This window comes from Actinoplanes nipponensis (genome assembly GCF_016862275.1).
GTDB lineage: Bacteria > Actinomycetota > Actinomycetes > Mycobacteriales > Micromonosporaceae > Actinoplanes > Actinoplanes nipponensis.
Genome location: NZ_BOMQ01000088.1, coordinates 36630 through 62036 on the forward strand (window position 1 = coordinate 36630; position 25407 = coordinate 62036).

At 75.4% G+C, this 25407-nt stretch carries 26 protein-coding genes and 1 pseudogene; 18 read left to right on the forward strand and 9 right to left on the reverse strand.

Annotated features, from left to right (window positions below):
• Window positions 1-41: 41 nt before the first annotated feature.
• Window positions 42-386, forward strand: coding sequence for a PadR family transcriptional regulator (locus Ani05nite_RS35790; protein WP_203775838.1), 345 nt, complete (start codon window positions 42-44; stop codon window positions 384-386).
• Window positions 368-1006: a hypothetical protein gene (locus Ani05nite_RS35795; protein ID WP_203775839.1), complete on the forward strand. Its 639-nt coding sequence runs from the start codon at window positions 368-370 to the stop codon at window positions 1004-1006. Before Ani05nite_RS35790 ends, Ani05nite_RS35795 begins: the two co-directional genes overlap by 19 nt.
• A 45-nt stretch (window positions 1007-1051) precedes the next feature.
• Here Ani05nite_RS35795 and arsM read toward each other — a convergent pair whose 3' ends face one another.
• Complete coding sequence (gene arsM / locus Ani05nite_RS35800) at window positions 1052-1846, reverse strand: arsenite methyltransferase (RefSeq protein ID WP_203775840.1); 795 nt, start codon at window positions 1844-1846, stop codon at window positions 1052-1054.
• A 70-nt stretch (window positions 1847-1916) separates the two neighbouring features.
• Between arsM and Ani05nite_RS35805 the strand changes: the two genes are divergently transcribed.
• Window positions 1917-2339, forward strand: a complete 423-nt coding sequence (locus tag Ani05nite_RS35805) for an ArsR/SmtB family transcription factor (RefSeq protein WP_239130975.1) — start codon at window positions 1917-1919, stop codon at window positions 2337-2339.
• A 42-nt stretch (window positions 2340-2381) separates the two neighbouring features.
• Here the strand turns inward: Ani05nite_RS35805 and Ani05nite_RS35810 are convergent, their stop codons facing one another.
• The gene (locus tag Ani05nite_RS35810) at window positions 2382-3275 is read right to left on the reverse strand and encodes a Gfo/Idh/MocA family protein (RefSeq protein WP_203775841.1); all 894 of its coding nucleotides are present in this window, start codon (window positions 3273-3275) and stop codon (window positions 2382-2384) included.
• 44 nt (window positions 3276-3319) lie between these two features.
• A complete protein-coding gene (locus Ani05nite_RS35815) occupies window positions 3320-4525 on the reverse strand; it encodes an ROK family protein (protein ID WP_203775842.1) in 1206 nt (401 codons plus the stop codon).
• A gap of 193 nt (window positions 4526-4718) precedes the next feature.
• Between Ani05nite_RS35815 and Ani05nite_RS35820 the strand changes: the two genes are divergently transcribed.
• The 8 genes from Ani05nite_RS35820 (at window position 4719) to Ani05nite_RS35855 (ending at window position 13243) form a co-directional block, all read left to right on the forward strand.
• Window positions 4719-5768, forward strand: coding sequence for a zinc-binding dehydrogenase (locus tag Ani05nite_RS35820; RefSeq protein WP_239130976.1), 1050 nt, complete (start codon window positions 4719-4721; stop codon window positions 5766-5768).
• Entirely contained in the window at window positions 5765-6583 is an 819-nt protein-coding gene (locus Ani05nite_RS35825; RefSeq protein ID WP_203775844.1) for a sugar phosphate isomerase/epimerase family protein, read from the forward strand. Before Ani05nite_RS35820 ends, Ani05nite_RS35825 begins: the two co-directional genes overlap by 4 nt.
• On the forward strand, window positions 6580-7902 hold the full coding sequence (locus Ani05nite_RS35830) for an MGH1-like glycoside hydrolase domain-containing protein (protein ID WP_239130977.1): 1323 nt from the start codon (window positions 6580-6582) through the stop codon (window positions 7900-7902). The genes Ani05nite_RS35825 and Ani05nite_RS35830 overlap by 4 nt, the downstream gene beginning before the upstream one ends.
• Window positions 7899-9677: an amylo-alpha-1,6-glucosidase gene (locus Ani05nite_RS42015; protein WP_203775846.1), complete on the forward strand. Its 1779-nt coding sequence runs from the start codon at window positions 7899-7901 to the stop codon at window positions 9675-9677. The genes Ani05nite_RS35830 and Ani05nite_RS42015 overlap by 4 nt, the downstream gene beginning before the upstream one ends.
• A gap of 62 nt (window positions 9678-9739) precedes the next feature.
• Window positions 9740-10390, forward strand: coding sequence for a helix-turn-helix domain-containing protein (locus Ani05nite_RS42020; protein WP_275410701.1), 651 nt, complete (start codon window positions 9740-9742; stop codon window positions 10388-10390).
• A gap of 2 nt (window positions 10391-10392) precedes the next feature.
• The gene (locus tag Ani05nite_RS35845; RefSeq protein WP_203775848.1) at window positions 10393-11316 is read left to right on the forward strand and encodes an ABC transporter ATP-binding protein; all 924 of its coding nucleotides are present in this window, start codon (window positions 10393-10395) and stop codon (window positions 11314-11316) included.
• Window positions 11313-12902 carry an ABC transporter permease gene (locus Ani05nite_RS35850; RefSeq protein WP_203775850.1) on the forward strand — a complete coding sequence of 530 codons (1590 nt, stop codon included), beginning with the start codon at window positions 11313-11315 and terminating at the stop codon, window positions 12900-12902. Before Ani05nite_RS35845 ends, Ani05nite_RS35850 begins: the two co-directional genes overlap by 4 nt.
• Entirely contained in the window at window positions 12899-13243 is a 345-nt protein-coding gene (locus Ani05nite_RS35855; protein WP_203775852.1) for a hypothetical protein, read from the forward strand. The genes Ani05nite_RS35850 and Ani05nite_RS35855 overlap by 4 nt, the downstream gene beginning before the upstream one ends.
• A 1-nt stretch (window position 13244) precedes the next feature.
• Here the strand turns inward: Ani05nite_RS35855 and Ani05nite_RS35860 are convergent, their stop codons facing one another.
• From Ani05nite_RS35860 to Ani05nite_RS41605, 3 genes and pseudogenes are all read right to left on the reverse strand, one after another.
• Window positions 13245-14417 carry a serine hydrolase domain-containing protein gene (locus Ani05nite_RS35860; protein ID WP_203775854.1) on the reverse strand — a complete coding sequence of 391 codons (1173 nt, stop codon included), beginning with the start codon at window positions 14415-14417 and terminating at the stop codon, window positions 13245-13247.
• Window positions 14418-14638: 221 nt separating this feature from the next.
• Window positions 14639-15598: pseudogene (locus tag Ani05nite_RS35865) on the reverse strand (mannitol dehydrogenase family protein); the annotation flags it as partial.
• The gene (locus tag Ani05nite_RS41605) at window positions 15480-15914 is read right to left on the reverse strand and encodes a LacI family DNA-binding transcriptional regulator (protein ID WP_307836736.1); all 435 of its coding nucleotides are present in this window, start codon (window positions 15912-15914) and stop codon (window positions 15480-15482) included. The gene Ani05nite_RS41605 and the pseudogene Ani05nite_RS35865, both read right to left, overlap by 119 nt.
• A gap of 94 nt (window positions 15915-16008) precedes the next feature.
• On the opposite strand from Ani05nite_RS41605, the gene larE reads away from it, so the two are divergent.
• The 5 genes from larE to Ani05nite_RS35900 are packed head-to-tail and all read left to right on the forward strand — an operon-like array spanning window position 16009 to window position 20043.
• Complete coding sequence (larE, locus tag Ani05nite_RS35880) at window positions 16009-16830, forward strand: ATP-dependent sacrificial sulfur transferase LarE (RefSeq protein ID WP_203775856.1); 822 nt, start codon at window positions 16009-16011, stop codon at window positions 16828-16830.
• The gene (larB, locus tag Ani05nite_RS35885) at window positions 16823-17515 is read left to right on the forward strand and encodes a nickel pincer cofactor biosynthesis protein LarB (RefSeq protein ID WP_203775857.1); all 693 of its coding nucleotides are present in this window, start codon (window positions 16823-16825) and stop codon (window positions 17513-17515) included. The genes larE and larB overlap by 8 nt, the downstream gene beginning before the upstream one ends.
• Window positions 17512-18741 carry a nickel pincer cofactor biosynthesis protein LarC gene (larC, locus tag Ani05nite_RS35890; protein ID WP_203775858.1) on the forward strand — a complete coding sequence of 410 codons (1230 nt, stop codon included), beginning with the start codon at window positions 17512-17514 and terminating at the stop codon, window positions 18739-18741. The genes larB and larC overlap by 4 nt, the downstream gene beginning before the upstream one ends.
• A 29-nt stretch (window positions 18742-18770) precedes the next feature.
• Window positions 18771-19172, forward strand: coding sequence for an MFS transporter (locus Ani05nite_RS35895; protein ID WP_203775859.1), 402 nt, complete (start codon window positions 18771-18773; stop codon window positions 19170-19172).
• Between the two features lie 7 nt (window positions 19173-19179).
• Complete coding sequence (locus tag Ani05nite_RS35900) at window positions 19180-20043, forward strand: PPK2 family polyphosphate kinase (RefSeq protein WP_203775861.1); 864 nt, start codon at window positions 19180-19182, stop codon at window positions 20041-20043.
• A gap of 9 nt (window positions 20044-20052) precedes the next feature.
• On the opposite strand, the gene Ani05nite_RS35905 is transcribed toward Ani05nite_RS35900, so the two are convergent.
• Window positions 20053-20415 (reverse strand): STAS domain-containing protein, encoded by a 363-nt coding sequence (locus Ani05nite_RS35905; RefSeq protein ID WP_203775863.1) that lies wholly within the window; start codon window positions 20413-20415, stop codon window positions 20053-20055.
• Window positions 20412-21662, reverse strand: a complete 1251-nt coding sequence (locus Ani05nite_RS35910) for a PP2C family protein-serine/threonine phosphatase (protein WP_203775865.1) — start codon at window positions 21660-21662, stop codon at window positions 20412-20414. The genes Ani05nite_RS35905 and Ani05nite_RS35910 overlap by 4 nt, the downstream gene beginning before the upstream one ends.
• 191 nt (window positions 21663-21853) lie before the next feature.
• On the opposite strand from Ani05nite_RS35910, the gene Ani05nite_RS35915 reads away from it, so the two are divergent.
• Together Ani05nite_RS35915 and Ani05nite_RS35920 are read left to right on the forward strand one after the other, a co-directional pair.
• On the forward strand, window positions 21854-22627 hold the full coding sequence (locus Ani05nite_RS35915) for an enoyl-CoA hydratase/isomerase family protein (protein ID WP_239130981.1): 774 nt from the start codon (window positions 21854-21856) through the stop codon (window positions 22625-22627).
• Between the two features lie 149 nt (window positions 22628-22776).
• Entirely contained in the window at window positions 22777-23202 is a 426-nt protein-coding gene (locus Ani05nite_RS35920) for an Hsp20/alpha crystallin family protein (protein ID WP_203775974.1), read from the forward strand.
• A 467-nt stretch (window positions 23203-23669) separates the two neighbouring features.
• Here the strand turns inward: Ani05nite_RS35920 and Ani05nite_RS35925 are convergent, their stop codons facing one another.
• Window positions 23670-25292: an FG-GAP-like repeat-containing protein gene (locus tag Ani05nite_RS35925; RefSeq protein WP_203775867.1), complete on the reverse strand. Its 1623-nt coding sequence runs from the start codon at window positions 25290-25292 to the stop codon at window positions 23670-23672.
• Window positions 25293-25407 lie beyond the last annotated feature (115 nt).

Consider the following 25407-nt stretch of genomic DNA (forward strand, 5'->3'; position numbering starts at 1 on the left):
ACAGTAGCATAGCTACTTATCGAGGCGATAGACTGCGCCGCATGGCGGGCAGCGGGCAGGAGCTCAAGGGACACCTCGACGTGCTGCTGCTGGCCACGCTGGCCGCGGGCCCCCGGCACGGCTACGCGGTCAAGGAGGCGCTGCGCGAGGGCAGCGGCGGCCGGTTCGACCTGCCCACCGGCACCATCTATCCGGCCCTGCACCGCCTGGAGGAGGCCGGCCTGATCGCCGGGTCCTGGTCGGCAGTCGACGGCCGGCGCCGGCGCACCTACCGGCTCACCGTCGCCGGCGAGCGGCGGCTGCACGCCGACCGCGGCAACTGGCGCGAGTTCGCCACCGCGGTGACCGCCCTGCTGGAGCCCGGGCCATGGCCGGCCACGAGCTGATCGACGGCCACCGCGGTGACCGCCCTGCTGGAGCCCGGGCCATGGCCGGCCACGAGCTGATCGACGGCCACCTGGCCGCCCTGGCCCGCCGGCTGCCGGCCGGCGCCGTCGGCGAGCTCGCCGACGGGCTGACCGAGACCTGGGAGCATCACCTCGGCGCCGGCCTGCCGCCCGCGGCGGCCGCCCGCGCCGCCATCGCCGAGTTCGGCGCGCCCGAGCAGATCGTGGCGGCGTTCGTGGCCGCGGCCCCGGGCCGGCGGACCGCCCGGATGCTCCTGGCCACCGGCCCGCTCGTCGGGGCGTGCTGGGGCGCCACGCTGCTCGCCGCGGGCGCCCGGGCCTGGCCGGCCCCGGCGCCGGCGGCGGCGCTGGTGGTCGCGGCGGTGCTGCTGGCCGTGGTGGCCGCCCTGGTCGTGGCGGCCACCAGCCGCCGCAGCTACCGCCGGACCCGCCTGGGCGCGGCCGGCGGGTGCGCGCTGATCGCCCTGGACGCGACCATGCTGACCGCCGTCCTGCTGCTGGCGCCGGGCCCGGCGTGGCCGATGCTCCTGGCGGTCCCGGCCAGCCTGGCCCGCATCGGCCTGACCGCGCGCGCGTTGCCCGCGGCGCTCACCCGCTGAGCGCCGGGGGCAACGCGCGTGCGGCGCTCACCGCTGAGCGCCCGGTCAGCCGGCGGGCTTGGTGGCGCGGATGACCGCCGAGTGCATGCCGTCGGCCACCGGATGGGTCCGGGTGACGGTGATGCCGGTGAAGCCGGCGGCGGCCAGCCCGTCCCGGTACTCACCCTCCGACAGCGCCCCGGCGATGCAACCGGCCCAGCCGCCCCGCTCGGCGCGCTCGGCCGCCGTGAGCCCGTCCTCGGCCACGACGTCGGAGATCCCGATGCGCCCGCCGGGCCGCAGCACCCGGTGCATCGCGGCGAACACCGCGGGCTTGTCCACGGACAGGTTGATGACGCAGTTGGAGATCACGACGTCGATGCCGCCCGCGGGCAGCGGGATGTCCTCGATGTGGCCGCGGAGGAACTCCACGTTGTCCATCCCGGCCTCGGCGGCGTTGCGGCGGGCCAGCTCGAGCATCTCCGGCGTCATGTCGAGGCCGTACGCCCGGCCGGTGGGCCCGACCCGGCGGGCCGAGATCAGCACGTCGATCCCGCCGCCGGAGCCGAGGTCCAGCACGGTCTCGCCGGGGCGCAGGTCGGCCACCGCGGTCGGGTTGCCGCACCCGAGGCTCGCGGTGGTGGCCGCCACCGGCAGCCCGGCGCGGTCGTTTGCGTCGTAGCGGCCGGGGCCGAAGACCTCGGCCTCGGCGGCGGTCTCGTCGCAGCACGTCAGGGTCGCGTCCGGCGCCGGCGCGCAGCAGCCGCCGGGCTGCGCCGCCAGCACCGTGGCGGCCGCCGCGGCGTAGTGCTCGCGGACCTGCTCGCGCACTGTGGCAGGGTCGATGGTGTGATCGCTCATCGGGCACCTCCGGGGTCGGCGCTGAGAACAACTATTACACGGACTAGTGGAATATGACAGAGGCAGGGCGATGACCACCGATCGACTCGCACCGGAGCCGAACCCGGGCCCGGGGGCCACGCCGGTCCTCGCCCAGCTCACCTGCGCTCCCCCGCTGCGCGAGCGCGACCTCATGGACGGCGACCAGGCGGCCGGCATCGCCGGGCTGTTCAAGGTGCTGGCCAACGACACCCGGCTGCGGCTGCTGCACGCGCTGGCCCGCCGGGGCGAGGTCCGGGTCGGCGACCTCGCCGGCGAGCTCGGAATGAGCCAGCAGGCCGTGTCCAACCAGCTCCAGCGCCTGGCCGACCAGCGCATCCTGGCCACCCGGCGGGCCGGCACCAGCATCTACTACCGCATCGTCGACTCCTGCGTGCCGGCGCTGCTCGAGCTGGGCTGGTGCGTCCTGGACTCCACGGGGACGCCGGCCGCCCCGGCCCCGCCCGAGCGATAGGCGGCCGAGGCCGCCGGCCCGGCGGGCGCCGAACCCACCGGCTCAGCGCGACCCCGGCCGGTCGATCCGGTCGAGCAGCTCCTGCAGCATCAGGCCCCGGCGGACGTCGAGAGCGTGCGGCACCCCGGAGCGGACAGCCGCGGCGAACTCCGCCCGCAGCACCGGCCAGCACTCCTGGTGATCCACCGTGCCGAAGTCCAGCGCCAGTTCCCCCGCCGGGCCGTACAGCGCGATGCCGGCCCGCGACGACGGCAGCCCGACCGCGCCGGACAGCGACAGCTGGCTCACCGCGCCGCCACGGTGGACACAGGTCAGCTCGATCCACCGGCGGCTGTCGCCGGTGGCGCGCAGCTCCTCGACCGGCCCGAGCGCCGCGTCGGCCAGGTCGAGCAGATGCGGCCCGAGGTCGTACAGGGCGCCGCGGGTCAGCCGCCAGCCGGTCGCCATCGCCCCGCCCAGAAACGCGCCGTGCAGGTAGCAGGCCCGGGCGCCGGTCGTCCCGAACGCCGCCGCCGCGGCCAGGAACGCCCGCGTGCTGGGGTGGTAGCGCTTGGTCAGCACCAGCTGGGAGACCACGCCGTGCTCGGCGACGGCGTCGGCGAGCCCACGGGCCGCGTCGAGGTCGAGGGCGATGGGCTTGTCCAGCAGCAGCGCCTTGCCGGCCCGCGCGGCGCGCGGCGCGAGCGCGGCCTGCACGTCCGGCGGCACGGCGAACGCGACGGCCGCGCAGCCGTCCAGCAGTTCCTCGTACGAGCCGGCGGCGTGCGTGCCCAGCTCGGCGGCGAGCCGCGCGGCGGCCTCGGGGCGACGCGCCCAGACCGCCGTGAGCCGGGTCTCCGGGCCGGCGGCGAGCACCGGTCCGTGCATCGTCGCCGCCCACGGCCCCGCGCCGACCAGTCCCACCGCGACCGGCGCCGTCCCCCCGATACCGTCCATATCGGTCATTGTCGGCCACGGGTCGCGGGAACCGCGGGAGGCGGTCAGCAGGAGACGGACGCGGCGGGCATCATCCGGGCCAGCTCGGCGTCGACCGCGTCCGGCGCGTACACCTGGTCGACCACCATCGCGTACCCGCCGATCACGGCCGATTGGGCGCCGAGCCGGCTGGTGATGACCTCCAGGTGCCGGGTCGAGCGGGGCAGCGCGCTCTGGTAGAGCACCTCGCGCACGCCGGTGACGAAGTGGATGTCGGCCAGATCCCCGGCGATCACCAGCACCGCGGGGTTGATCATGCACACCACGGTGGACAGCACCTCGCCGACCAGCTGGCCCGCCGTCCGGGCCAGGTGGACCGCCTCGGCGTGCCCGGAGCGGATCCGCTCGACCAGCTCGGCGCCCGAGGAGGTGGGCGTGCCCGCGGCGGTGAGCTGCTGGGCCAGCGCGAGGCCGCTGGCCACCGCGGCCAGGCAGCCGTAGAGGCCGCACTCGCAGCGGGCCTCGCGGTGGTCGTGCAGCCGGATGTGGCCCAGGTCGCCGGCGCCGCCGTCGATGCCGCGGTACACCCGTCCGCCGATGACCACCCCCGCGCCGATGCCGGTCGCCACCTTCACCAGCACCAGCGCCGGGCAGCCGGGATAGTTGACCGTCTGCTCGCCCAGGGCCATGAGGTTGGCATCGTTGTCCACGTAGACCGGCCGGTTCCAGGTGCGGCGCAGCCGCTCGGCGATGGGGTAGCCGTCCCAGCCCGGCATGATCGGCGGCTGGGTGACCACGCCGGCGTCGAACTCCACCGGGCCGGGCACGCCGACCCCGATGCCGCGGACCCGGCCGGCGTCCCACCCGGTCCGGGCCAGCACCCGGCGGAACGCGCCGTCGACCCAGCCCAGCACCGCCTCGGGCCCCTCGCCGATCTTGATGGGCTCGTGCTCCTCGGCCAGCGGCCGCCCGCCCAGACCGACCACGGCGGCGCGCGCGTGGTTGCCGCCGAGATCGGCCACCAGCACGACGCCGTGGCCGGTGTCGACCTCCAGCAGCTCGGCCGGCCGGCCGCCGGTCGAGCCCTCGACGCCGGAGGCGCGCAGGTAGCCGGTGGCGCGCAGCACGTCGATGCGCTGGGTGATGGTCGAGCGGGCCAGTCCGGTGTAGCTCTGCAGCTCGCCCCGGGTCCGGGCGCGCCCGGTGCGCACCAGCCAGAGCAGGTGGCCCGCCGAGCTCTGGTTGCCTTCCGGCCTATCCCTTGTCAGCACCGGCGGTCAGCCCTTCGGTCAGGAGACGCTCGGCGGCAGCGTAGCTGGTCATGGTGCGTAGCGTAGGCAACACGGTCCGTGGCCAGTCCGGACGCCACTAATGCCCGGCCGGCGGGCATAAGTGGGTCGGCGATTGGGCGTAAGTTCCCGCGTTCCGCCCCGGAACCCACCCCGGCCGGGGTGAAATGGCGACGTGCCGCAGACAGTCCAGATCACCTCCCCGCACCACGTCGAGATGGTCGACCAACCCATAACGAAGCTCGGCCCCGGCCAGGTACGCGTGCGCACGAGCTACTCCGGGATCTCGGCCGGCACGGAGCTGACCGCGTACCGAGGCACCAACCCGTACCTGAACAAGTCCTGGGATCCCGCCCTGCGGCTGTTCGTCGACGACACCAGCGGCCTGAGCTATCCGGTCGCCGGGCTCGGCTACTCCGAGGTGGGCGAGGTGGTCGAGGTCGCCCCGGACGTCGCCGGCGAGCCCGGCATCCCGCCGGTCGGCGCCCAGGTGTGGGGCATCTGGGGGCACCGCGGCGAGGCCGTGCTGGCCGCCGAGAAGCTGCGCGGCTGCACGATCCCGGACGGGCTGGACCCGATCGCGGCGACCTTCGCCCGGGTCGGCGCGGTCGCGCTCAACGCGGTCCTGGCCGCCGACGTGCACCTCGGCGAGACCGTCGCCGTCTTCGGCCAGGGCGTGCTCGGGCTGCTCACGACCCGGCTGGTCCGGCTCTCCGGCGGCACGGTGGTGGCGGTCGACACCGTCCCCGGCCGGCTCGACAAGGCGCTGGAGTACGGCGCCACCGCCGTCGTCGACGCCCGCGAGGGCACGGTCGGGCCACAGCTGCGCGGGCTCACCGACGGCCGGGGCGCCGACGTGGCGATCGAGATCAGCGGCTCGTACCCGGCCCTGCACGAGGCCATCCGCGCGGTCACGGTCAACGGGCGGGTGGTCGCCGCCGGCTTCTACCAGGGCGACGGCGTCGGGCTGCGGCTCGGCGACGAGTTCCACCACAACCGGGTCCGGCTCATCTGCTCCCAGATCGGCGGGGTGCCGCCGGCGCTGGCCGAGCGGTGGGACCAGTCCCGGCTCAACCAGACCTTCCTGCGGCTGGCCGTGGAGCGCCGGATCGATCCGGCGGGGCTGGTCACCCATGTCATCCCGGCGGAAGAGGCGGCGGCCGCGTACCGCATGCTCGACCGCCGCCCGCACGAGGCCCTCCAGGTGGTGTTGAAGTTCCCGTGATCAAGATTTCCTGCCAGGAACAGTTGCTTCCCGGCCAGACGCTGCCGGAGAAGTTCGCGTTCGCCCGCTCCGCCGGCTACGACGGCATCGAGCTGCGCGCCCGCGGCGACTTCGCGTTCCGCGACCGCCTGCCCGAGCTGCGCCGGGCGGCGCGCGAGGGGGTGATCATGCCGTCGGTGTGCGTGGACATGGCGCACTTCCTCGGCGCCTTCGACGCCGGCCTGCGCCGCGACGCCGTCGCCCAGCTCAAGTCCCAGCTGTCGGTGATCGCCGAGGTGGGCGGCCCCGGCGCGGTGGCCTGCACCCCGGCCGCGTGGGGCATGTTCTCGCGCCGGCTGCCGCCGTTCGAGCCGCCCCGCAGCGAGGAGGAGGACCGGGCGGTGCTGCTCGACGGCCTCGCCGAGCTGGGTCGGCACGCCGCGCGCGAGGGCGCGACGCTGGTCCTGGAGCCGCTCAACCGGTACGAGGACCACATGGTCAACCGGCTGGAGCAGGCGGTCGGGCTGGTCGCCGAGGTGGGGCTGGCCTCGGTGCGGGTGCTGGCCGACACGTACCACATGAACATCGAGGAGGACGAGCCCTCCTCGGCGCTGGTCGAGGCGGCCGCCTGGCTGGGCCACGTGCAGGTCAGCGACTCCAACCGGTTCCAGCCCGGCGCCGGGCACCTGGACTGGGCGGCGCTGCTGGGCACCCTCGACGCGGTCGGCTACGACGGCTACCTGGCGCTGGAGTGCCGGTTGCGCGGCGAGCCCGCCGCCGCCGTGGCCGCGGTGCCCGGCTTCCTGCGCCGCCACGACGTCAGTGTCCCGGTATGACCATGACCATGACGTCCGGCGCCGCGCAGCGCCCGGCGGTGTTCGGCGACGTGGACCGGGCGGCCCGGCGGGTGCTGGCCACGAACTGGCGGCGGTGCGCGACCGTGCCGGCCGCCGGCCTCTACCCGCACCAGTGGAGCTGGGACTCGGCCTTCATCGCCATCGGCCTGCGGCACCTGTCCCCGGTCCGCGCCCAGCGGGAGCTGGAGTCGCTGTTCGGCGCGCAGTGGCGCGACGGGCGCGTGCCGCACATCGTGTTCGACCCGCACGTCGACCCCGACGCCTACTTCCCCGGTCCGTCGTTCTGGCGTTCCGCGTCCGCGCCGGGCGCGCCCGCGGTGCCGACGTCGGGCATCGTGCAGCCGCCGGCGCACGCCCTCGCCGCCTGGCTGACCTACCGCGCCGACCCGGCGGCGGCCCGGGCGCGCGGCTTCCTGCCCCGGATCTACCCGCGGCTGGTCGCGTGGCACCGCTACCTCACGGCCCGGCGCGACCTGACCGGCGCCGGCCTGGTGGCGTTCGTGCACCCGTGGGAGTCCGGGATGGACAACAGCCCGGCCTGGGACGCCCCGCTGGCCCGGATCACGCCGGCGCCCACTGGCGACTTCACCCGCCGCGACCTGCACCACGCCGCGGCCGCCGAGCGGCCGACCGACGAGGACTACGGCCGCTACGTGCGGCTGGCCCGCGACTACCGCGACGCCGGTTACGCCGACTCGCTGCGGGTGCACGCCTTCGCGGTGGAGGACCCGCTGGGCAACGCCCTGCTGGCCGCCGGCGAGGACGCGCTCGCGGCGATGGCCACGGAGCTCGGCCGCGACCCCCGGCCGCACCTGGCCGCCGCCGAACGGCTCAGCGCCGCGCTGGTGTCCACCCTGTACGACCCGGCCGCCGGGATGTTCTTCCCGCGGGACGCGCACACCGGCGCGCTCATCCGGTCCGGTTCCGTCGGCGGCCTGCTGCCGCTGATCGTGCCGGGGCTGCCGGTGGCCGCCGCGCTGATCGCGACGGCGCGGGGCGACCGGTTCCGGCTGGGCCAGGCGTGCCCGCTGCCCTCGTACGACCTGACCGCCGCCGACCACGACCCGGGCCGCTACTGGCGCGGGCCCGGGTGGATCAACACCAGCTGGCTGTTCTGGCACGGGCTGCGGCTGCACGGCGAGACCGCGCTCGCCGACGACCTGCGGCGCCGCCTGCTGGAGCGGGTGCGCGCCGCCGGCTTCCGCGAGTACCTCGACCCGCTGACCGGGGCCGGCCACGGCGCCGACGACTTCAGCTGGACGGCGGCGCTGACCCTCGACCTGCTCCGGGCGGCGTGACCGGACACTCGGTGGTCGCCGGCACCACCTGCCTGCTGACCACCGCGGCCGGCGCCGACGTCTCCGGCTCCACGGTGGACGGACTTTTCGTCGACGACTGCCGCCACCTGTCCCGGCTGGTGCTGCGCGTGTCCGGGGCGGACCTGCGGGTGCTGCGCAGCGATCCCGGGGTGACCACGTACGCGCCGGGGACCGCACGCCATGAGGACCCGCCGTACCTGCTGGTCCGGCGCCGGCGGGTCACGCCCGGGCGGCTCGCCGAGTCGCTGGAGCTGACCAGCTTCGCCGGCACGCCGCAGACCGTCGAGGTGGGCTACGAGGTCGCGGCCGACTTCGCCGACCAGTTCGAGCTGCGCTCGGCGCGGACCTTCGACAAGTCCGACGCCGTCCGCGACACCGCGGCCGGCCGGGACCGGCTGGTCTACTCGTACGCCCGGCGCGGGTTCGCCCGCACCACGACGGTCCGCGCCGCCCCGCCCGCCGGCCTGACCCCCGACGGCGTGCGCTGGACGGCGGTGCTGCCGCCCCGGGGAACGGTGACCCTGGAGCTGACCGTCTCGGCGTCGCCGGCCGCCGGGCCGCTGGTGGCCCGCGACGACCTGGCCCGCTGCGTCCGGCAGGGCCTGGCCGACCTGGACGCCCTGCGGATGCCCGCGCCCGGCGTGCCCGGAGCCGTCGTGCCGGCCGCCGGCGCGCCCTGGTTCCTCACCGTCTTCGGCCGCGACAGCCTGCTGACCTCGCTGTTCGCCCTGTCCCACCGGCCGGAGCTGGCGGCCGGCACGCTGCGGGTGCTGGCCGCCACCCAGGGCCGCACGGACGACGAGTCCCGGGTCGAGCAGCCGGGCAAGGTGATCCACGAGCTGCGCCACGGGGAGCTGGCCACCACCGGCGAGGTGCCGTACGCCCGCTACTACGGCTCGGTCGACGCGACCCCGCTGTTCCTCATGCTGCTCGCCGCCCACCACGAGGTGACCGGCGACGAGGCGCCGGCCCGGTCGCTGGAGCCGGCGGCCCGCGCCGCGGTGGGCTGGATGCTGGGCCCGGGCGGCCTGGCGGCCGGCTACCTGCGCTACCGCACGGACCGGCCGGGTCTGGTGCACCACTGCTGGAAGGACTCCGCCGACTCGATCGTCTTCCGCGACGGCGCCCCGGCCGCCGGGCCGATCGCGGTCGCCGAGGCGCAGGGGTACGCCTACCGGGCGCTGCTGGGCGCCGCCCGGCTCGCCGCCCGGGTGTGGAGCGACCCGGCCTGGTCGGCGGAGCTCACCGCCGCCGCGGCCGGGCTCCGTGACCGGTTCGCCGCCGACTTCCGGCTCCCGGACGGGTTCGTGGCGCTGGCCCTCGACGGTTCCGGCGCGGCGGTCGACGCAGCGGCGTCCAACGCGGGACACGTGCTGTGGTGCGGTCTGCTCGACGACGAGTGGGCGGGCACGGTCGCCGACCGGCTGGCCGGCGACGACTTCTTCTCCGGCTGGGGCCTCCGGACACTGGCCGCGGGGCAGGTCCCGTACCACCCGCTGTCGTACCACCGGGGCGGGGTGTGGCCGCACGACACGGCGATCGCGGTGGCCGGGCTGGCCGCCGCCGGACGCCGGGCCGAGGCGGCGCGCATCGCCGACGGGCTGCTCGCCGCGGCCTCGTACGGCGACGGCCGGCTGCCCGAGGTGATGACCGGCCTGGGGCGCGAACGGGGCGGGGGCCCGGTGCCGTACCCGCACTCGTGTTCGCCCCAGGCGTGGGCGGCCGCGGCGCCCCTGCTGCTGCTCGACATCTGACCCTTGCGGCGGTGCTATACCGGCGTATAGTCGGCCACACGTCCGTATAGGGGGTGGGGCTCGTGGGGCACGCGACCGGCGACGCGGCGTACGAGGACCTGACCGCCCGGGCGCGGATCCGTGACGCCGCCATCCGCCTGTTCGCCGAGCGTGGCAACGACGCCACCACGGTGCGCGACATCGCCCAGGCGGCCGGCGTCTCACCCGGCCTGCTCCGCCACCACTTCGGGTCCAAGGAAGCGCTGCGCGAGGCGTGCGACCACTACGTGCTGGACCGGATCGTGAAGATCAAGGAAGAGCTCTACGTCGAGAACAAGATGGCCAGCCCCAGCTTCCTGCCGTCGGTGCATCCGACCATCCTGCTGTCCTACAAGTACGTCACCCGGGCGCTGCTGGACGGCTCGCCCCGGGCCGCGGCGATGTTCGACGACATGGTCGCGCTCACCGAGCAGTGGCTCGGCAAGAACGCCCCCGGCGTCACCGACGACTACCGCGCGTACGCCGCCGTGCTGGTCGGCATGCAGTCCGGGATGCTCGCCATGCACGACCACGTCTCCCGGGCCCTGGGCGCCGACATCTTCACCACCGAGGGGCACCTGCGCATGGCCGGCGCGCTGACCGACTTCTACTCCCACCCCCTGCTCGACCCCGACTACGTCGCGAAGGCCCGCGAGGCGATCACGCAACTACGGGCCGCTGCCGAAGGAGCATGACCATGACCGAGGCGATCCACACAGCCGCACTGGTCAAGACGTTCGGGCCCACCCGCGCGCTGGACGGGCTCGATCTCGCCGTGCAGACCGGGGAGGTGCACGGCTTCCTCGGCCCCAACGGCGCCGGGAAGTCCACCACTCTGCGCATCCTGCTCGGGCTGCTGCGCGCCGACTCCGGCGCCGTCCGGCTGCTCGGCGGCGACCCGTGGCGCGACACCGCGGCGCTGCACCGCCGCCTGGCCTACGTGCCCGGCGACGTCACCCTGTGGCCGGGCCTGACCGGGGGCGAGGTCATCGACCTGCTCGGCCGGCTCCGCGGCGGGCTCGACACCCGCCGCCGCGCCGAGCTGCTGGAGCGCTTCGACCTCGACCCGAGCAAGAAGGGCCGCTCCTACTCCAAGGGCAACCGGCAGAAGGTCGCGCTGATCGCCGCGCTGGCCTCCGACGTCGAGCTGCTGCTGCTGGACGAGCCCACCTCGGGGCTGGACCCGCTGATGGAGGAGGTCTTCCGCCAGGTGATCCGCGAGGAGCAGCAGCGCGACGGCCGCACCGTGCTGCTGTCCAGCCACATCCTGGCCGAGGTCGAGGCGCTCTGCGACCGGGTCACCATCATCCGCGAGGGGCGCGCGGTCGAGACCGGCACGCTCGCCGGCCTGCGGCACCTGACCCGCACCTCGATCCAGGCCGACCTGGCCGGTCCGGCCACCGGCCTGGCGGCCCTGCCCGGCGTGCACGACCTGCGGACCCACAACGGCACCGTGCGCTTCGATGTGGACACCGCCGCGCTCGACGCGGTGCTGCGGCAGCTCACCACCGCGGGCGTCCGGAGCCTGACCAGCCAGCCGCCCACCCTCGAGGAGCTGTTCCTGCGCCACTACGACCGGAGCCCGAACGGGGCCGGGCGCCGCCCGGAGGTGGCCCGGTGAACGCGCTGACCGGCACCCGCACCCTGGCCCGGCTCGCCCTGCGGCTCGACCGCGTCCGGCTGACCGCGTGGATCCTCGGGCTCTCGGTGATGCCCATGGGCACCGCGGCCAACTACTTCCAGCTGTACCCGACCGAGCAGGAGCTGCGCGCGGTGAGCGGCGTGCTCACCAACCCCTCGCTCGTGGCGCTCAGCGGCCCGCTGTTCGACCTGTCGATCGGCGGCCTCACCGCGTGGAAGATCGGCGTCACCGAGTTCATCCTGGTCGCGCTGATGAGCATGCTGACCGTCGTGCGGCACACCCGCACCGAGGAGGAGACCGGCCGGCTGGAGCTGCTCGGCGCCACCGTCATCGGCCGGTACGCCCCGCTCACCGCCGCGTTGCTGGTCACCACGCTGGCGAACGTGACCATCGGCGTGCTGGCGGCGCTCGGGCTGACGGCGACCGGGCTGCCGGCCGCCGGGTCGGTCGCCTTCGGCCTGGCCACCGCGCTGGTCGGGACGCTGTTCGCCGCCGTCGCGGCGGCCGCCGCGCAGGTCACCGGGAGCGCCCGGGCGGCCACCGGCATCACCGGGGCGGTCCTCGGCGGCACCTACCTGCTGCGGGCCGTCGGCGACACCGGGCCGACCTGGCTGACCTGGCTGTCGCCGATCGGCTGGGGACTGCACGTGCGCCCGTACGGCGGCGAGCGGTGGTGGGTGGCCGCGCTGTTCCTGGTGACCGCGGCCGCCTTCACCACCGCCGGCTACGCGCTCGCCGGCCGCCGGGACGTCGGCGCCGGCCTGCTCGCCGAGCGGCCCGGGCCGGTGGCGGCGGCGCCCGGGCTGCGCAGCTCGTTCGCGCTGGCCTGGCGGCTGCACCGCGGGCTGCTGCTCGGCTGGACCCTGGGCCTGGCGGCGACCGGGGCGGTGATGGGTGGCGCGGCCGCCGGCATCGCCGACCTGACCTCGCCGAACCAGCAACTCTCCGACGTCCTGGCCCGGATGGGCGGGCGCGCCGGGTTCACCGACGCGTTCCTCGGCGCGATCTTCGGCATCACCGGCATGGTCGCCGCCGCCTACACGGTGCAGGCGACGCTGCGGCTGCGCCACGAGGAGAGCAGCGGGCGGGTCGAGGCGCTGCTGGCCACCCGCGTCGGCCGGGTCCGCTGGGCGGCCGGCCACCTGGTGTTCGCCCTGCTGGGCACGGCGCTGCTGCTCACCGTGGCGGGGGTCGCCGGCGGGATCGCGTACGGCGCGCAGATCGGCGACGTCGGCGGGCAGGTGGGCCGGCTGCTCGGCGCCGCCCTGGTGCAGCTGCCGGCCACCTGGGTGCTGGCCGGGCTCGGCACCGCCCTGCTCGGCCTGGCCCCGCGGCTCAGCTCGCTGGCCTGGGCCGCGCTCATCGCCTGCGTGCTGATCACCGAGCTCGGCGCGTTGTTCGGGCTGAGCCAGTGGCTGCTGGACGTCACCCCGTTCGCGCACGTGCCGAAGCTGCCCGGCGCCGCGTTCACCGTGACGCCGGTGCTGTGGCTCACCGCCGTCGCGGTGGCCCTGGGCGCGGCCGGGCTCGCCGGGCTGCGCCGCCGCGACATGCCGGTGACGTGACGCCCGCCGAACCGAAGCCACGGCCGGAGACGACCGACGACGGACACTTCGTCGTCATCTCCGGCCGCCGCTGGCGCGCGACCGACCCGGCCATCCCCGAGGACGTCGCCGCGGTGCTGCGCCGGGCGCTGATGGCCGCCCGGCGCGCTGTCGGCGCGGCCCTGCGCGCCGGCGAGGATCCGGCGCCGGCGCGGGCCCGGGTGCAGGCGGCCAAGGTGGCGCTCGGCGAGCGCGGCGTCCCGTGGTGGGAGCAGACGCTGGAGCAACGCCGCCGGCGCTGGGAACAGGGGCTGCGCGCAGCGGACCAGCCGCCCGGCCGGTCCGCTGCGCCGCGCCCGTGATTCAGCGGGATCCCGCGCACAGCGCCGCGTCCACACTGTCCGAGACGTGCGTAGTCATCTCCTCGGACGTGGGCAGCGCGGTCACCGCCACCACCGCGGAGCGGCCCCGCTCGGTGACCAGGTTCCGGGTCTCGAAGCCCTGGATGTCGCCGCCGTGCCCCCAGGCGTGGCCGCCGCACGGCAACGCGTGCCGGGCGATGCCCAGGCCGTACTCCCAGTCGCCGGTGGGCTCGAATCCCGGCGCGGCGACCGTCGTCGTCAGGGCGGCCTGCTGGGCGGGCCGGAGCAGCCGGCCGCCGATCAGCGCCTCGAGGAAGGTCCGCAGCTCGCCGGGCGTGGAGATCAGCTGGCCCGCGGCCCAGCCCAGCGACGGGTCCATCCGGGTGACGTCGATCCACGGGGCGCCCGGCGCGACGGCGACGTAGCCGTGCGGGTGGCGCCCGGTGAGGCGCTGCTCGCCGACCCCGGGCCAGGACGTGTGGCGCAGGCCGAGCGGCTCGATGATGCGCCGGGTGATCTCCTCGCCGACCGGGCGGCCGGTGACCCGCTCGGCCAGCAGGCCGGCCAGGACGTAGTTGGTGTTGCTGTACTCCCACCTCGCGCCGGGGGCGAACCGGGCGGGCCGGGTCAGCGCGGCGTCCACGAGCCGGCGCGGGTCGTAGTACGCGTGACTCAGCCGCACCAGGTCCCGCGGCTCGGTGAACAGCACGTCGTCGTAGTCGGGCAGGCCGCTGGTCTGCTGGAGCAGCTGCCGCACGGTGATCCGGCCGCCGTCGATGCCGGCGCCGCGTACCACCCCGGGCAGGTAGCGCTCGACGGTCCCGTCGAGATCGATCCGGCCCTCCCCCACGAGCTGGAGCACGACCACGGCGGTGAAGGTCTTGGTGTTGCTGCCGATCCGCACCCGGCCGTCGCGCGGCACCGGCTGCCCGGTGCGCAGGTCGGCGACGCCGGCGGTGTAGTCGCGGACCCGTCCGTCGGCGCCACGCACCGAGGCCAGCGCGCCGGGGAAGCCGTCCCCGGCGACCAGGCGGTCGAGCTGGTGCCGGACGACGTCGCTCCGGCCCGGCGCCGCGGGGCCGGCCGACGCGGCGGGCGCGGCCAGCACCGCGCCGGCGGTGAGGGCGGCGAGCGCCCCGGCGGTCACGGCGACGGCACGGCGATTGCTGATCATGGGAGCTCCTCGGCTGGTGTCGGTCCTGGGTACGCCCTCCAGCCTGGGGAAATCCCGGCGGGTTCTCGATCCCGCCTGCTGCCCGCCCGCGGTACCGCAGGCGCTACCGGCCCGGCGCGTCCCGCGACCCGGCCCCGCCCGGTCAGCCGCCGGCCTGGCCGTGACCCGGCCGGCCGGCGGCCCGGCGCCGGCGACGACCGCGGTCCACCAGCGCCGGGACCTCAGTGCGGGCTGTGCCACCCCAGCGCGCCGGTCAGCTCGGCCAGCAGCGCCTCGTCGCCGGCCAGCCCGGCGTCCAGCAGCTCCAGCACCCGCCGGCTCGCCTCGGCCGGCGACCCGTTCGCCGCGCCCCGCACGTCGTCCGCGGCGGCGTCCTTGACCGGTGGACCTGCCCCGCGCAGGTGGGCGATCCAGGCCGCGACCGCCCGCACCGCACCGGCCGGCATCCGGCCGGCGGCCCTTTCCGCGCGCAGCACCGGCAGGATCCGTACGGGCAGCTTCAGCGAGCCGTCCGCGGCGATCTGCGCCAGCCGGTGCCGGATGCGCGGGTTGGACCACCGCTCGACCAGCGCCGCCCGGTACGCGGCGATCTTCGCGGCCGGCAGCGGCAGGTGCCGGGACGCCTCGTCCCACCACTGCTCCAGCCAGCGCCGGCACCGCGGATCGGTGACGGCCCGCTCGACCGTCTCGTGGCCGAGCCCGCCCCCGGCGTACGCCAGCAGCGAGTGCCCGCCGTTGAGCAGCCACAGCTTGCGCTGCTCATACGGGGTGACGTCGGCGACGAACCGGGCGCCGGCGGCCTGCCACGCCGGGCGCCCGCCGGGGAAGTCGCCGCTGAGCACCCACTCGGCGTACGGCTCGGTGACCACGGGCGCCGCGTCGGCCCGGCCGGTCCGCGCCGCGACGGCGCTGATGTCGTCCTCGGTGGTGGCCGCGGTGATCCGGTCGACCATCGTGGTGACGAACGAGACGGTGTCCCGGATCCACGCCGCGAGGGCCGGGTCGAGCGACGCCGCCAGGCGGCCGGCGGCAATCGGTTGCCACGACTTGCCCCCGAGCGCGCTACGGCGGGGCGGACCCGGCAGCCCGGGCCCGGCCGGCGCCGCGACGGTGGTCAGCGGCGGGGTGACCAGCTCGGCCGCGAAGATGTTGTCGAAGCCGATGACGCTGACGTCGCGCGGGACGCGGGCGCCGGGTACCCGGCCGCGGAGGCGGCCGGGCGCCCCGGACGATTTCGGAGTAGAACGGGTGGGTGATGTCCGAGATGGCCAGCGCGAGCATCGAGGTCCGCCCGGTGGGCCGGGCGCGGGCCGGCGAGTGGGTGCGGTATCCCAGCTCGGCGGCGATCCGGCGGACCCGTTCGTTGGTCTCGAGGCCCACCCGGCCGGGCCGGGAGAAGGCGCGCGATACCGTCGACGGTGCGACTCCCGCCGCCCGTGCCACGTCGTCGATGGTGGGTGGCCGGGGCCGGGGGCCCCGTGCCCGCGTCGTCCACACGCACCTCCGCGGCCGAGGCGATCGTCACCGACGTCAGTGACCGGCGCCCGGGCGGCAACCGCCGGCGGGCGGCCCCGTACCGAAGGGAACCTCCATGATCGACACGGCAGGCGTGACCGCCCGGCTCGCCGGCATCGGCCGGCTCGGCGTCGCCTTCTCCGGCGGGGTCGACTCCTCGGTGCTGCTGGCCCTGGCCGCCCGGGCGCTCGGGCCCGGCCGGGTCGTGGCGATCCTGGGCGTCTCCCCCAGCCTGGCCGCCGCCGAACGGGCCGCGGCGCACGAGGTGGCCCGGCACATCGGCGTCGCGGTCGTCGAGGTGGCCACCCACGAGGGCGACCGGGCCGCGTACCGGGCCAACGGCCCGGACCGGTGCTTCCACTGCAAGGACGAGCTGTTCACCCGGATCGGCGACGAGGTCGTGGCGGCGCACGGCCTCGACGCGATCGCGTACGGCGAGAACGCCGACGACGCCCGCCGCCCGGACCGGCCCGGGTCCCGGGCCGCGGTGGCCCACCGGGTGTTGCGGCCGCTGGCCGACGCCGGGCTCGACAAGGCGGCGGTCCGCGCGATCGCCCGTGACCTGGCGCTGCCGTGCGCCGACAAGCCGGCCGCGCCCTGCCTGGCGTCGCGCATCCCGCACTTCGCCGACGTCACCCCGGCCAAGCTGGGCCAGATCGAGCTGGCCGAGGCGGCGCTGCGCCGGCTGGGCTTCGCCGAGCTGCGGGTCCGCCACCACGGCGAGGTCGCCCGGATCGAGCTGCCGGCCGGGGACCTGCCCCGGGCCGTCGCCGAGCCGCTGCGCGGCGAGATCCGCGCGGCGGTGCTGGCGGCCGGATTCCGGTTCGTCACGCTGGACCTGTCCGGGGTGCAGTCGGGCGCGTTCACGCTGCCGCTGGTCGGGCCCGCGCATGCCTGACGACCGGCCCGGCGATCTCGCCGCCTTCGCCCAGCTCGACCTGGACCGGACCGCCCGGCGCGGCTACCCCGAGGCGGTGTACTGCGCCGGCAAGACACCCGGGCAGGTCGGCGCGATCGCCGCCGCCGTCCGCGCCCGGCCGGACGTGGTCACCCTGTTCACCCGGGCCGGGCCGGGGCACGCCGCGGCGGTGCTGCGCGAGCTGCCCGACGCCCGGCACGACCCGGAGGCGGCGTTGCTGGCCTGGCCGCCGCAACCGCCCGCGCCGGCCGGCGGGCTCGTGGTCGTCGTGGCGGCCGGGACCTCCGACCTGCCGGTCGCCCGCGAGGCGCTGCAGACGGCGCGCTACCTGGGCCGGCGTACCGAGCTGGTCGTCGATGTGGGGGTGGCCGGGCTGCACCGGGTGCTGGGCCGGCTGGAGCTGCTGCGCCGGGCCCGCGTGGTCGTGGTGGCCGCGGGGATGGACGGCGCCCTGCCCAGCGTCGTCGCCGGCCTGGTCGCCGCGCCGGTGGTCGCGCTGCCGACCTCGGTCGGGTACGGCGCCGCCTTCGACGGCCTGGCGGCCCTGCTGGCGATGATGAACGCCTGCGCCCCGGGCGTCGCCGTCGTGAACATCGACAACGGGTACGGCGCCGGGCACCTCGCCGCGCAGATCGCCGCCCCGGCGCCCGCGGAGCCGGCGTGACAGCGCACCGGCACGCGTGGATCGACGCGTCGGCCGGGGTGGCCGGGGACATGCTGCTCGGCGCGCTGATCGACGCCGGCGCCGCCCCGGGGGCCGTCCGGCTCGCGGTGGAGGCGGTCGTGCCCGGGGCCGTGCGGATCTCCTCGGCCGCGGTGACCCGGGCCGGGCTGCGCGCCGTGCACGTCCGGGTCGAGCCGCTGATCGCCGACGCCCCCCGGCGTACCTGGTCCACCATCCGCGGCCTGCTGGCCGGGGCCGCGCTCGCGCCGCGGGTCCGCGACCGGGCCACCGCGGTCTTCGCCCGGCTGGCCGAGGCGGAGGCGCGGGTGCACGGCATCCCCGCCGCCGACGTGCACTTCCACGAGGTGGGCGCGCTGGACTCGCTCGCCGACGTCGTCGGGATCTGCGCCGCGCTGGAGGAGCTCGGCGTCGCCACCGTCAGCGCGGGCGAGGTCGCGGTCGGCGCCGGCCGGGTCCGGACCGCGCACGGCGAGCTGCCGGTCCCGGTGCCCGCCGTGGCCGAGCTCGCCCGGGGCTGGCGCGTGCGCGCCGGCGGCGCCGGGGAACTGGCCACCCCGACCGGGCTGGCGGCGATCCGCGCGCTCGCCGCGTCCTGCGAGGACCTGCCGCCCCTGCTGGTCGAGGCGGTCGGGGTCGGCGCGGGCAGCCGGGACACCCCCGGGCGGGCCAATGTGGTGCGCGTGGTCCTCGGCGCCGGACCGCCCGCCGCGCCGGGCGTCGCCGCCGAGCCGGCCGTGCTGCTGGAGGCCAACGTCGACGACCTCGACCCGCGGCTGTGGCCGGAGGTCCTCGCCGGGCTGCTGCGATGCGGCGCCGCCGACGCCTGGCTGGCGCCGATCACCATGAAGAAGGGCCGCCCGGCGCACACCCTCAGCGTGCTGTGCCACCCGGAGCGCGCCGCGATCCTGCGGGAACGCATCTTCCGCGACACCAGCACCCTCGGGGTCCGCGAGGGCGCGCTGCGCAAGCACGTGCTGCCGCGGGCCTTCGCCGACGTCGCCGTGGCCGGCGCACCCGTGGCGGTCAAGCTGGGCCACGACCGCGGCGTCATCGTGCAGGTGATGCCCGAGTTCGACGACGTCGCGGCGCTCGCCCGCAAGCTCGGCCGGGCCGAGCGGCAGGTGCTCGCGGAGGCGGCGGCCGCCGCGGCCGCCGCCGGACTGGTCGTGGGCGCCCCGCTGCCCGGTGACGCCCGCCCGGCCTGACCCGCGGCAAGTGATGGCAAGTCCTGGTCATGAGACTCTCCGTCCGATCCATCGTCGGCTACGGCGCCGGCGACGCCGCCAACAACCTGGCCTTCACGCTCGGCACGACCTTCCTGCTGCTCTACTGCACCGACGTGGTCGGCCTGCCGGCGGCGACGGTCGGCACCATGTTCCTGGTCGTCCGGCTGTGGGACGCGTACGCGCTGGCCGCCGGCGGCTACGTCAGCACCCCGGGCCCGGGCGCGGCGCAGCCGCACACCGCGATCATCGCGATCAAGGCCGCCCTGGGCCTGGTCCCGGCGGGCCGACGAGCGCACGCGGGTCCTGCTGGCGGCTACGGCCGCCGCGCCGGCGCCGGTGCCCGCGTGACCCACGGCGTGGATGGCCCGCCGCGGGGGTACATCGAGCCGACGAACCCCCGGCCCCTGTGAGGATGCCATGTCTGATCTGCGGAAGCTGTTGCGCGCCGAGCCCGGCGGCACCCGGCTCGCCGACATCGACCCCCGGAGCACGCCCGGACTGCCCGGCCGGCGGGTGGTCGGCGACGACCGGAAAGGGTGGTCCGCGACCGAGGTCGCCGCCGCCTCCGAGGCGCTCGGCGGGTACCAGGAACGGTTGTTCGCCTCGGCCAAGGAGGGCGCCACCCGGCAGCGGGTGCTGCTGGTGCTGCAGGCCATGGACTGCGGGGGCAAGGACGGCACCGTCCGCAACGTCACCCAGGGCATGAGCCCGGCGGGGATGAAGGCCGTCGGCTTCGGCCCGCCGACGGCGGAGGAACGCCGCCACGACTTCCTGTGGCGCATCGCCCGGGCGCTGCCCGCGCCCGGCTACGTGGGCGTCTTCAACCGCTCGCACTACGAGGACGTCCTGGTCGCGCGCGTCCACAACCTCGTCAGCGAGGACGTCTGGTCGGGGCGCTACGAGCAGATCAACGCCTTCGAGGCCGAGCAGGCGGCCGACGGCCTGACCATGGTCAAGGTCATGCTGCACATCTCCCGCGACGAGCAGAAGAAGCGGCTCCTGGCCCGGCTCGACGACCCCGGCAAGCACTGGAAGTACAACCCCGGCGACCTCGCCGAACGGGCCCGCTGGGACGACTACCAGCAGGCCTACGAGGACGCCCTGAACCGGTGCAGCACGGACGCCGCGCCCTGGTACGTGGTCCCCGCGGACCGCAAGTGGTACCGCAACTGGGCGGTCGCCACCCTGCTGCGGGACACCTTCGCCGACCTCGACCCGCAGTACCCGGAGCCGGACTTCGACGTGGCCGCCGAGCGCGCCAAGCTGCTGGCCGCCGGTTGAGGCCGGCCCTCAGCCGGTGGGCGTGGCCGCCCGGACGGCCTCCTCCACCGTGGGGTGCAGCGGCAGGATGCGATCGAGGTTGGCGGCGTGCAGCACGACGGCGACCGGCGGCTGGAGGCCGGCCAGGTGGACCTGCCCGGTGCCCGCGGTGGTCCGCCGGTGCAGGTCCACGAACAGCGCCAGGCCGCCGGAGTCGCAGAAGCCGAGCTCGGTGAGGTCGATGACCAGCCGGTCGTGGCCGCCGTGGAGCGCCGCCTCGGCGGCGTCGGCGAGCACCGCGCGGCTGTCGTGGTCCAGCTCGCCGGCGGCGGCCAACACCGCCACCCGCGCCGCCACGTGCCGGGTGGTGACCGTGAGCATCTGCTGCGTCATGACGCCGGGTGGTCCTCTCCGCCGTTCGGCCCCGCGTGAGGCACGGTCTTCAGCGCCGCGGGGGTGGACCATTGCACCAGCATCAGCGTGGCGTCGTCCACGGGCGGCCCCGCCTGATGGTCCACCACCGCGTGCGCCAGCCGGCGCAGGGTCTCCGGCGCCGGCAGTCCGGCGCCCTCGTGCTGCTCGGTCAGGTCGACGAGGCGGGCCACACCGAACCGGTCGCCGCCGGCGGTCCGCGCCTCGGTGACGCCGTCCGTGTAGAGCAGCAGACGGTCCTCCGGCTCCAGCACCTCCTCGGCCACCTCGACGGCGGGGTCCTCGATGCCCAGCGGCATCCGCCGGCCCGCGCCGAGCTCGCGCACCAGCTTGCCGTGCCGCAGCAGCAGCGGCGCGGGGTGGCCGGCGTTGACGTACCGCAACCGGCCGGTCTCCAGGTCGAGCTCGGCGAGGACCGCGGTGGCGAAGCGGGTGTCGGTGAACTGCTCGACCAGGGCGGCGTCGGCCGCGCGGGCCTGGTGGTGGACGTCGCCGCCGGCGTGCCGGACGGCCCGGATCGCGGCCAGCGCGACCGCGCACGCCAGCCCGGCCCGCAGCCCGCGGCCCACCGCGTCGAGGATCAGCAGGCTCGCGGTGGCGCCGTCGAGGGCGTAGTCGAAGCCGTCGCCGCCCACCTCGTAGCAGGGTTGCAGGATGGCGCTGATGGCCACCCGCCGGGTGCTGGACGTCAGCGGCGGCAGCAGGCGCCACAGCAGCTCCGACGCCGGCGACATCGGCCGGGTCCGGCGCGCGCGGTCGATGCCGTCGCCGCGCTCGCCGAGGCTGGCCACGAGGTGCCCGACGAGCCCGGCGAGCAGCTCGCACTGCCGGACGAACTCCGGATCGCCGATGTCCACGCCCGCGGCCGCCCCGTACTCCAGGACCCCGATCCGGTCGGTGCTGTCGACCATGGGCACCCACCAGCGGCGCCGGCCCTCGCTTCCGGCGGGAGCCGACTCCACCCGGGCGAAGACCCGCCCGGGCAGCGAGCCGTCGACCGGCAGCGGCTCCGCCGGCGGCCGGCCCGGCTCGCTCAGCGCGCGCAACGCGATCTGCTCGTGGTCGACCAGCCAGATCCGGGTACGCAGGCCCAGTCGGGCCACGGCGGCGTTCACGCCGGGCGCCAGGTCCTCCGGCGTCCAGAAGGAGGAACCGCCCAGCACCTCGCGCAGCGCGTCGAGCCACCGCAACCGCTGCGCCTCGTCCATGGGCGCCAGCGTAGGTCAACCGGGCTCGGGAGCAGGAGCGGTTCAGCCCGCGGGGCCGGGGACGGCGGGGCAGGGCCAGCCGGGGCATCAGCCACGGGCGACGGGCCGGCGGACGCCCTCGGCGTGACGGGCGGGTCGGCGCCGCGGACCCGCGTGCCGGGGCCGGTCCCCGGATCCGGCATCCTGGCCTGGTGGAGACAAGCGATGATCTTGCGGTGTCCGTCGCGGACGGCATCGGGCTGCTGGAGCTGCGGCGGCCGCCGAACAACCACTTCGACGAGCACCTGATCGGCCGGCTCGTCGACGCCGCCGCCGCGCTGGACGACGACCGAGGCTGCCGGGTCATCGTGCTGGCCTCCGAGGGCCGGCACTTCTGCGCGGGCGCGGACTTCGGCTCGGGCGGCTTCGCCGACGACAAGGTCGCCGCCGCCGGGCGCCTGTACCGGCGGGGGGCGCAGCTGTTCGACGTCCGGACCCCGATGATCGCCGCGGTGCAGGGCACGGCGGTGGGCGGCGGGCTCGGGCTGGCCTGTGCCGCCGACTTCCGGGTGGCGGAGCCGTCGACCCGGTTCGTGGCCAACTTCGCCCTGCTGGGCTTCCACCAGGGGTTCGGCCTCAGCGTCACCCTGCCCGAGCTGGTGGGCCGCCAGGTGGCCACCGATCTGCTGCTGACCGGCCGCCGGGTGGGCGGCCAGGAGGCGGTTGCCATCGGGCTGGCCGATCGGCTGGCCGAGCCGGGCCGGCTGCGGGAGACGGCGCTGACCTGGGCGCGCTCGATCGCGGCGGCGGCGCCGCTGGCCGTACGGTCGATGCGCGCGACCCTGCGCGGCGACCTGCCGGAGCGGGTCCGCCGGGCCCTGGAGCACGAGCTGGCCGAGCAGATCATCCTGTGGCAGACGCGCGACAGCGAGGAGGGCATCGCCGCGAGCCTGCAACGGCGGACGCCGGTGTTCCGCGGCGAGTGAGGCGGCCGGGTCCTTGTGGCCCAGGTCACACGCTCAAGTCTGGCACTCAAGGGTGGAGAGTGCTAAGCAAGAAGTTGAGCCCCATGGACTCAATTCCGGACCTTCCTGGGACGTCCTCCCAGCTGAAGGGCATCGAGGAGGAGATGACCATGTTGATGCGTACCGACCCGTTCCGCGAGTTCGACCGCCTGTTCGAGCAGCTCGCCGGCACCGCCGGCCGCCCGGCGGTGATGCCTGTGGACGCCGAGCGTGACGGCGAGTGGTTCAACGTCTACTTCGACCTGCCCGGCGTCGACCCGGACTCGATCGACCTGACCGTCGAGCGCAACGTGCTGCAGGTCAGGGCCCAGCGGCAGCGCGCGGGCAAGGAGGGCGTCGAGGGCGTGATCTCCGAACGGCCGATGGGGGTGTTCAGCCGCCAGCTGTTCCTCGGCGACACCCTCGACACCGACAACCTGCAGGCCAGCTATGAGAACGGCGTGCTGACGCTGCGCATCCCGGTCTCCGAGCGGGCCAAGCCCCGCAAGATCAGCATCGGCGCCGGCAGCAGCGGGAGCACCCAGATCAAGGGCTGAGCAGTCCGGCTTCGCTCCTGGTCACCTCCGCCGCGGCCCGGTGCCCCGGCCGCCAAGCGCCGGGCCGCGCCCCGCCGACGTCGACCAGTGGCCGGGTTACTCCATCAGACGGCCCCTCCCCGAAGGTCCTCTCTGGAGGATCTTCGGGGAGGGGCCGCCGGCGTCAGCAGCAAGCACCTGGCCCAGCCGCGGTTCCTGCGCGAACACCCCCGCCACGTCCCGCTGGACGCCAGCGGCGAGCTGACGGTGTCGTCGACGGCGTCGGGGCCGCCGGCGCGGGAGCTCGCGGGTGACCGGACGATCGAGGTCGCCGCCGGCGACGTCGGTGGCCAGGTGCCGGCCGCGGGCCTGATCGACGCGGTGCGCATGGATGTCGGGCCCGACGTGTTCGGGTCGGCCAGCGCTTCTTCCGATCGGCCCGCGCCCAGCACCTGGCGGAGGATCCCGACGCGGTGGTTCAGGGCTCGTCAGTTGGAGGGGGCGCTGGTGACGAGCTTGTTGAAGATGGACCAGCCCGTGCCCAGGTACTGATACGCCGCGAACGACATCGTCGAGGCCCCACTGGTCGAACGCCACACCATCAACTGGTCCCCACCGTTGAAACCGACCACATCGGCCTTACCGTCATGATCGAAATCAGCACCCAAGAACTTCGACACCGTCGCCCAACCCGACGACACGAACTCCCCATGCGTCGACACCTGACCCGGCACACTCGTATTCCGATGCACCCACAGATCCGGACCCGCCACACCCGCGACATCCACCCGACCATCACCGTCATAATCCGCCAACGGCAACAACCGATCGAAAATCGACCACCCCGAACCCAGATACTGATACGCACCGAACGACATCACCGACGACGTACTCGTCGACAACCACACCATCAACTGATCCCCGCCGTTGAAACCGACCACATCGGCCTTACCGTCATGATCGAAATCACCACCCAGGAACTTCGACACCGTACGCCAACCCGTCGACACGAACTCACCATGCGTCGACACCCGACCCGGCACACTCGTATTCCGATGCACCCACAGATCCGAACCCGCCACACCCGCGATGTCCGGCTTACCATCACCGTCATAATCCGCCAGCGGCAACAACCGATCGAAAATCGACCACCCCGAACCCAGATACTGATAGGCCGCGAACGACATCACCGACGACGTACTGGTCGACAACCACACCATCAACTGGTCCCCGCCGTTGAAACCGACCAGATCCGACCGCCCGTCACCATCCATGTCCGCCGCCATCACCCGCGACACCGTCGCCCACCCCGACGACACGAACTCCCCATGCGTCGACACCTGACCCGACACACTCGTATTCCGATGAATCCACAGATCCGAACCCGCCAGACCCGCCACATCCTGACGACCATCACCATCGAAATCCCCCAGCACACCCGGGCTGACGGGCGGGGCGGCCGGCTGGTCCTCGACGATGTTGCGGTAGCGGTACGCCTTGAAGCCGCGGTTGGTCACCCGGGTGTAGTCGTAGACCGAGGCATGCGGGTAGGACTCGTTCGGCCCGCTCTCCCGGATGGACATCGACCCCTGCTCGAAGACGGTGAACTTGGTGTGGCTCGCGTCGACCCAGCCGACGAACAGGATCGCGTGGTCGCTGGAGGAGCCCTCGCCGAGCACCAGCATGTCGCCCGGCCGGAGGTCGTTGCGGCCGATCAGGACGCCGACCTGGGGCAGCGTGGCGGTGTTGTAGTCCCAACCGCTGGCCAGTTTGGGCAGGTGCAGCGCCATCGAGACGAATCCCGAGCAGTCGGGCCGGTAGTTGTGGCCGTCACCGTCGGGATAGGCCCGGCTCTGATCCTGGCTGTACCCGATCGCCCTGTTGCCGATCCAGCGCCGGGCCCGCTCGATGACCTCCGAGCGGGTGATCGGCTGGCCGACACCGGCGGCGGCGTGGGCCGGGGCCGGCGAGGCCAGCGGGGTCACCGCGACGCCGCCGAGCATCGCGAGGACGAGCGCGACGAGGCGCGCCGCGTTCCTGGTCAGCGGACTTCGGCGACCGGTCGTGGCCGGTGGTGGCCGGTCGGGCATGGACCTTGCGCGCATGGACATCATCCCTCCGTGGTGGGTGCCCGGAGCGCCGGGGCCCTTCGCCCCTCGGCCGCCCCGGGCGGCCCGAAGCTGTCGCGGGACAGCGTCGGCCGGGGCGCTCATGCCAGACTCAGCG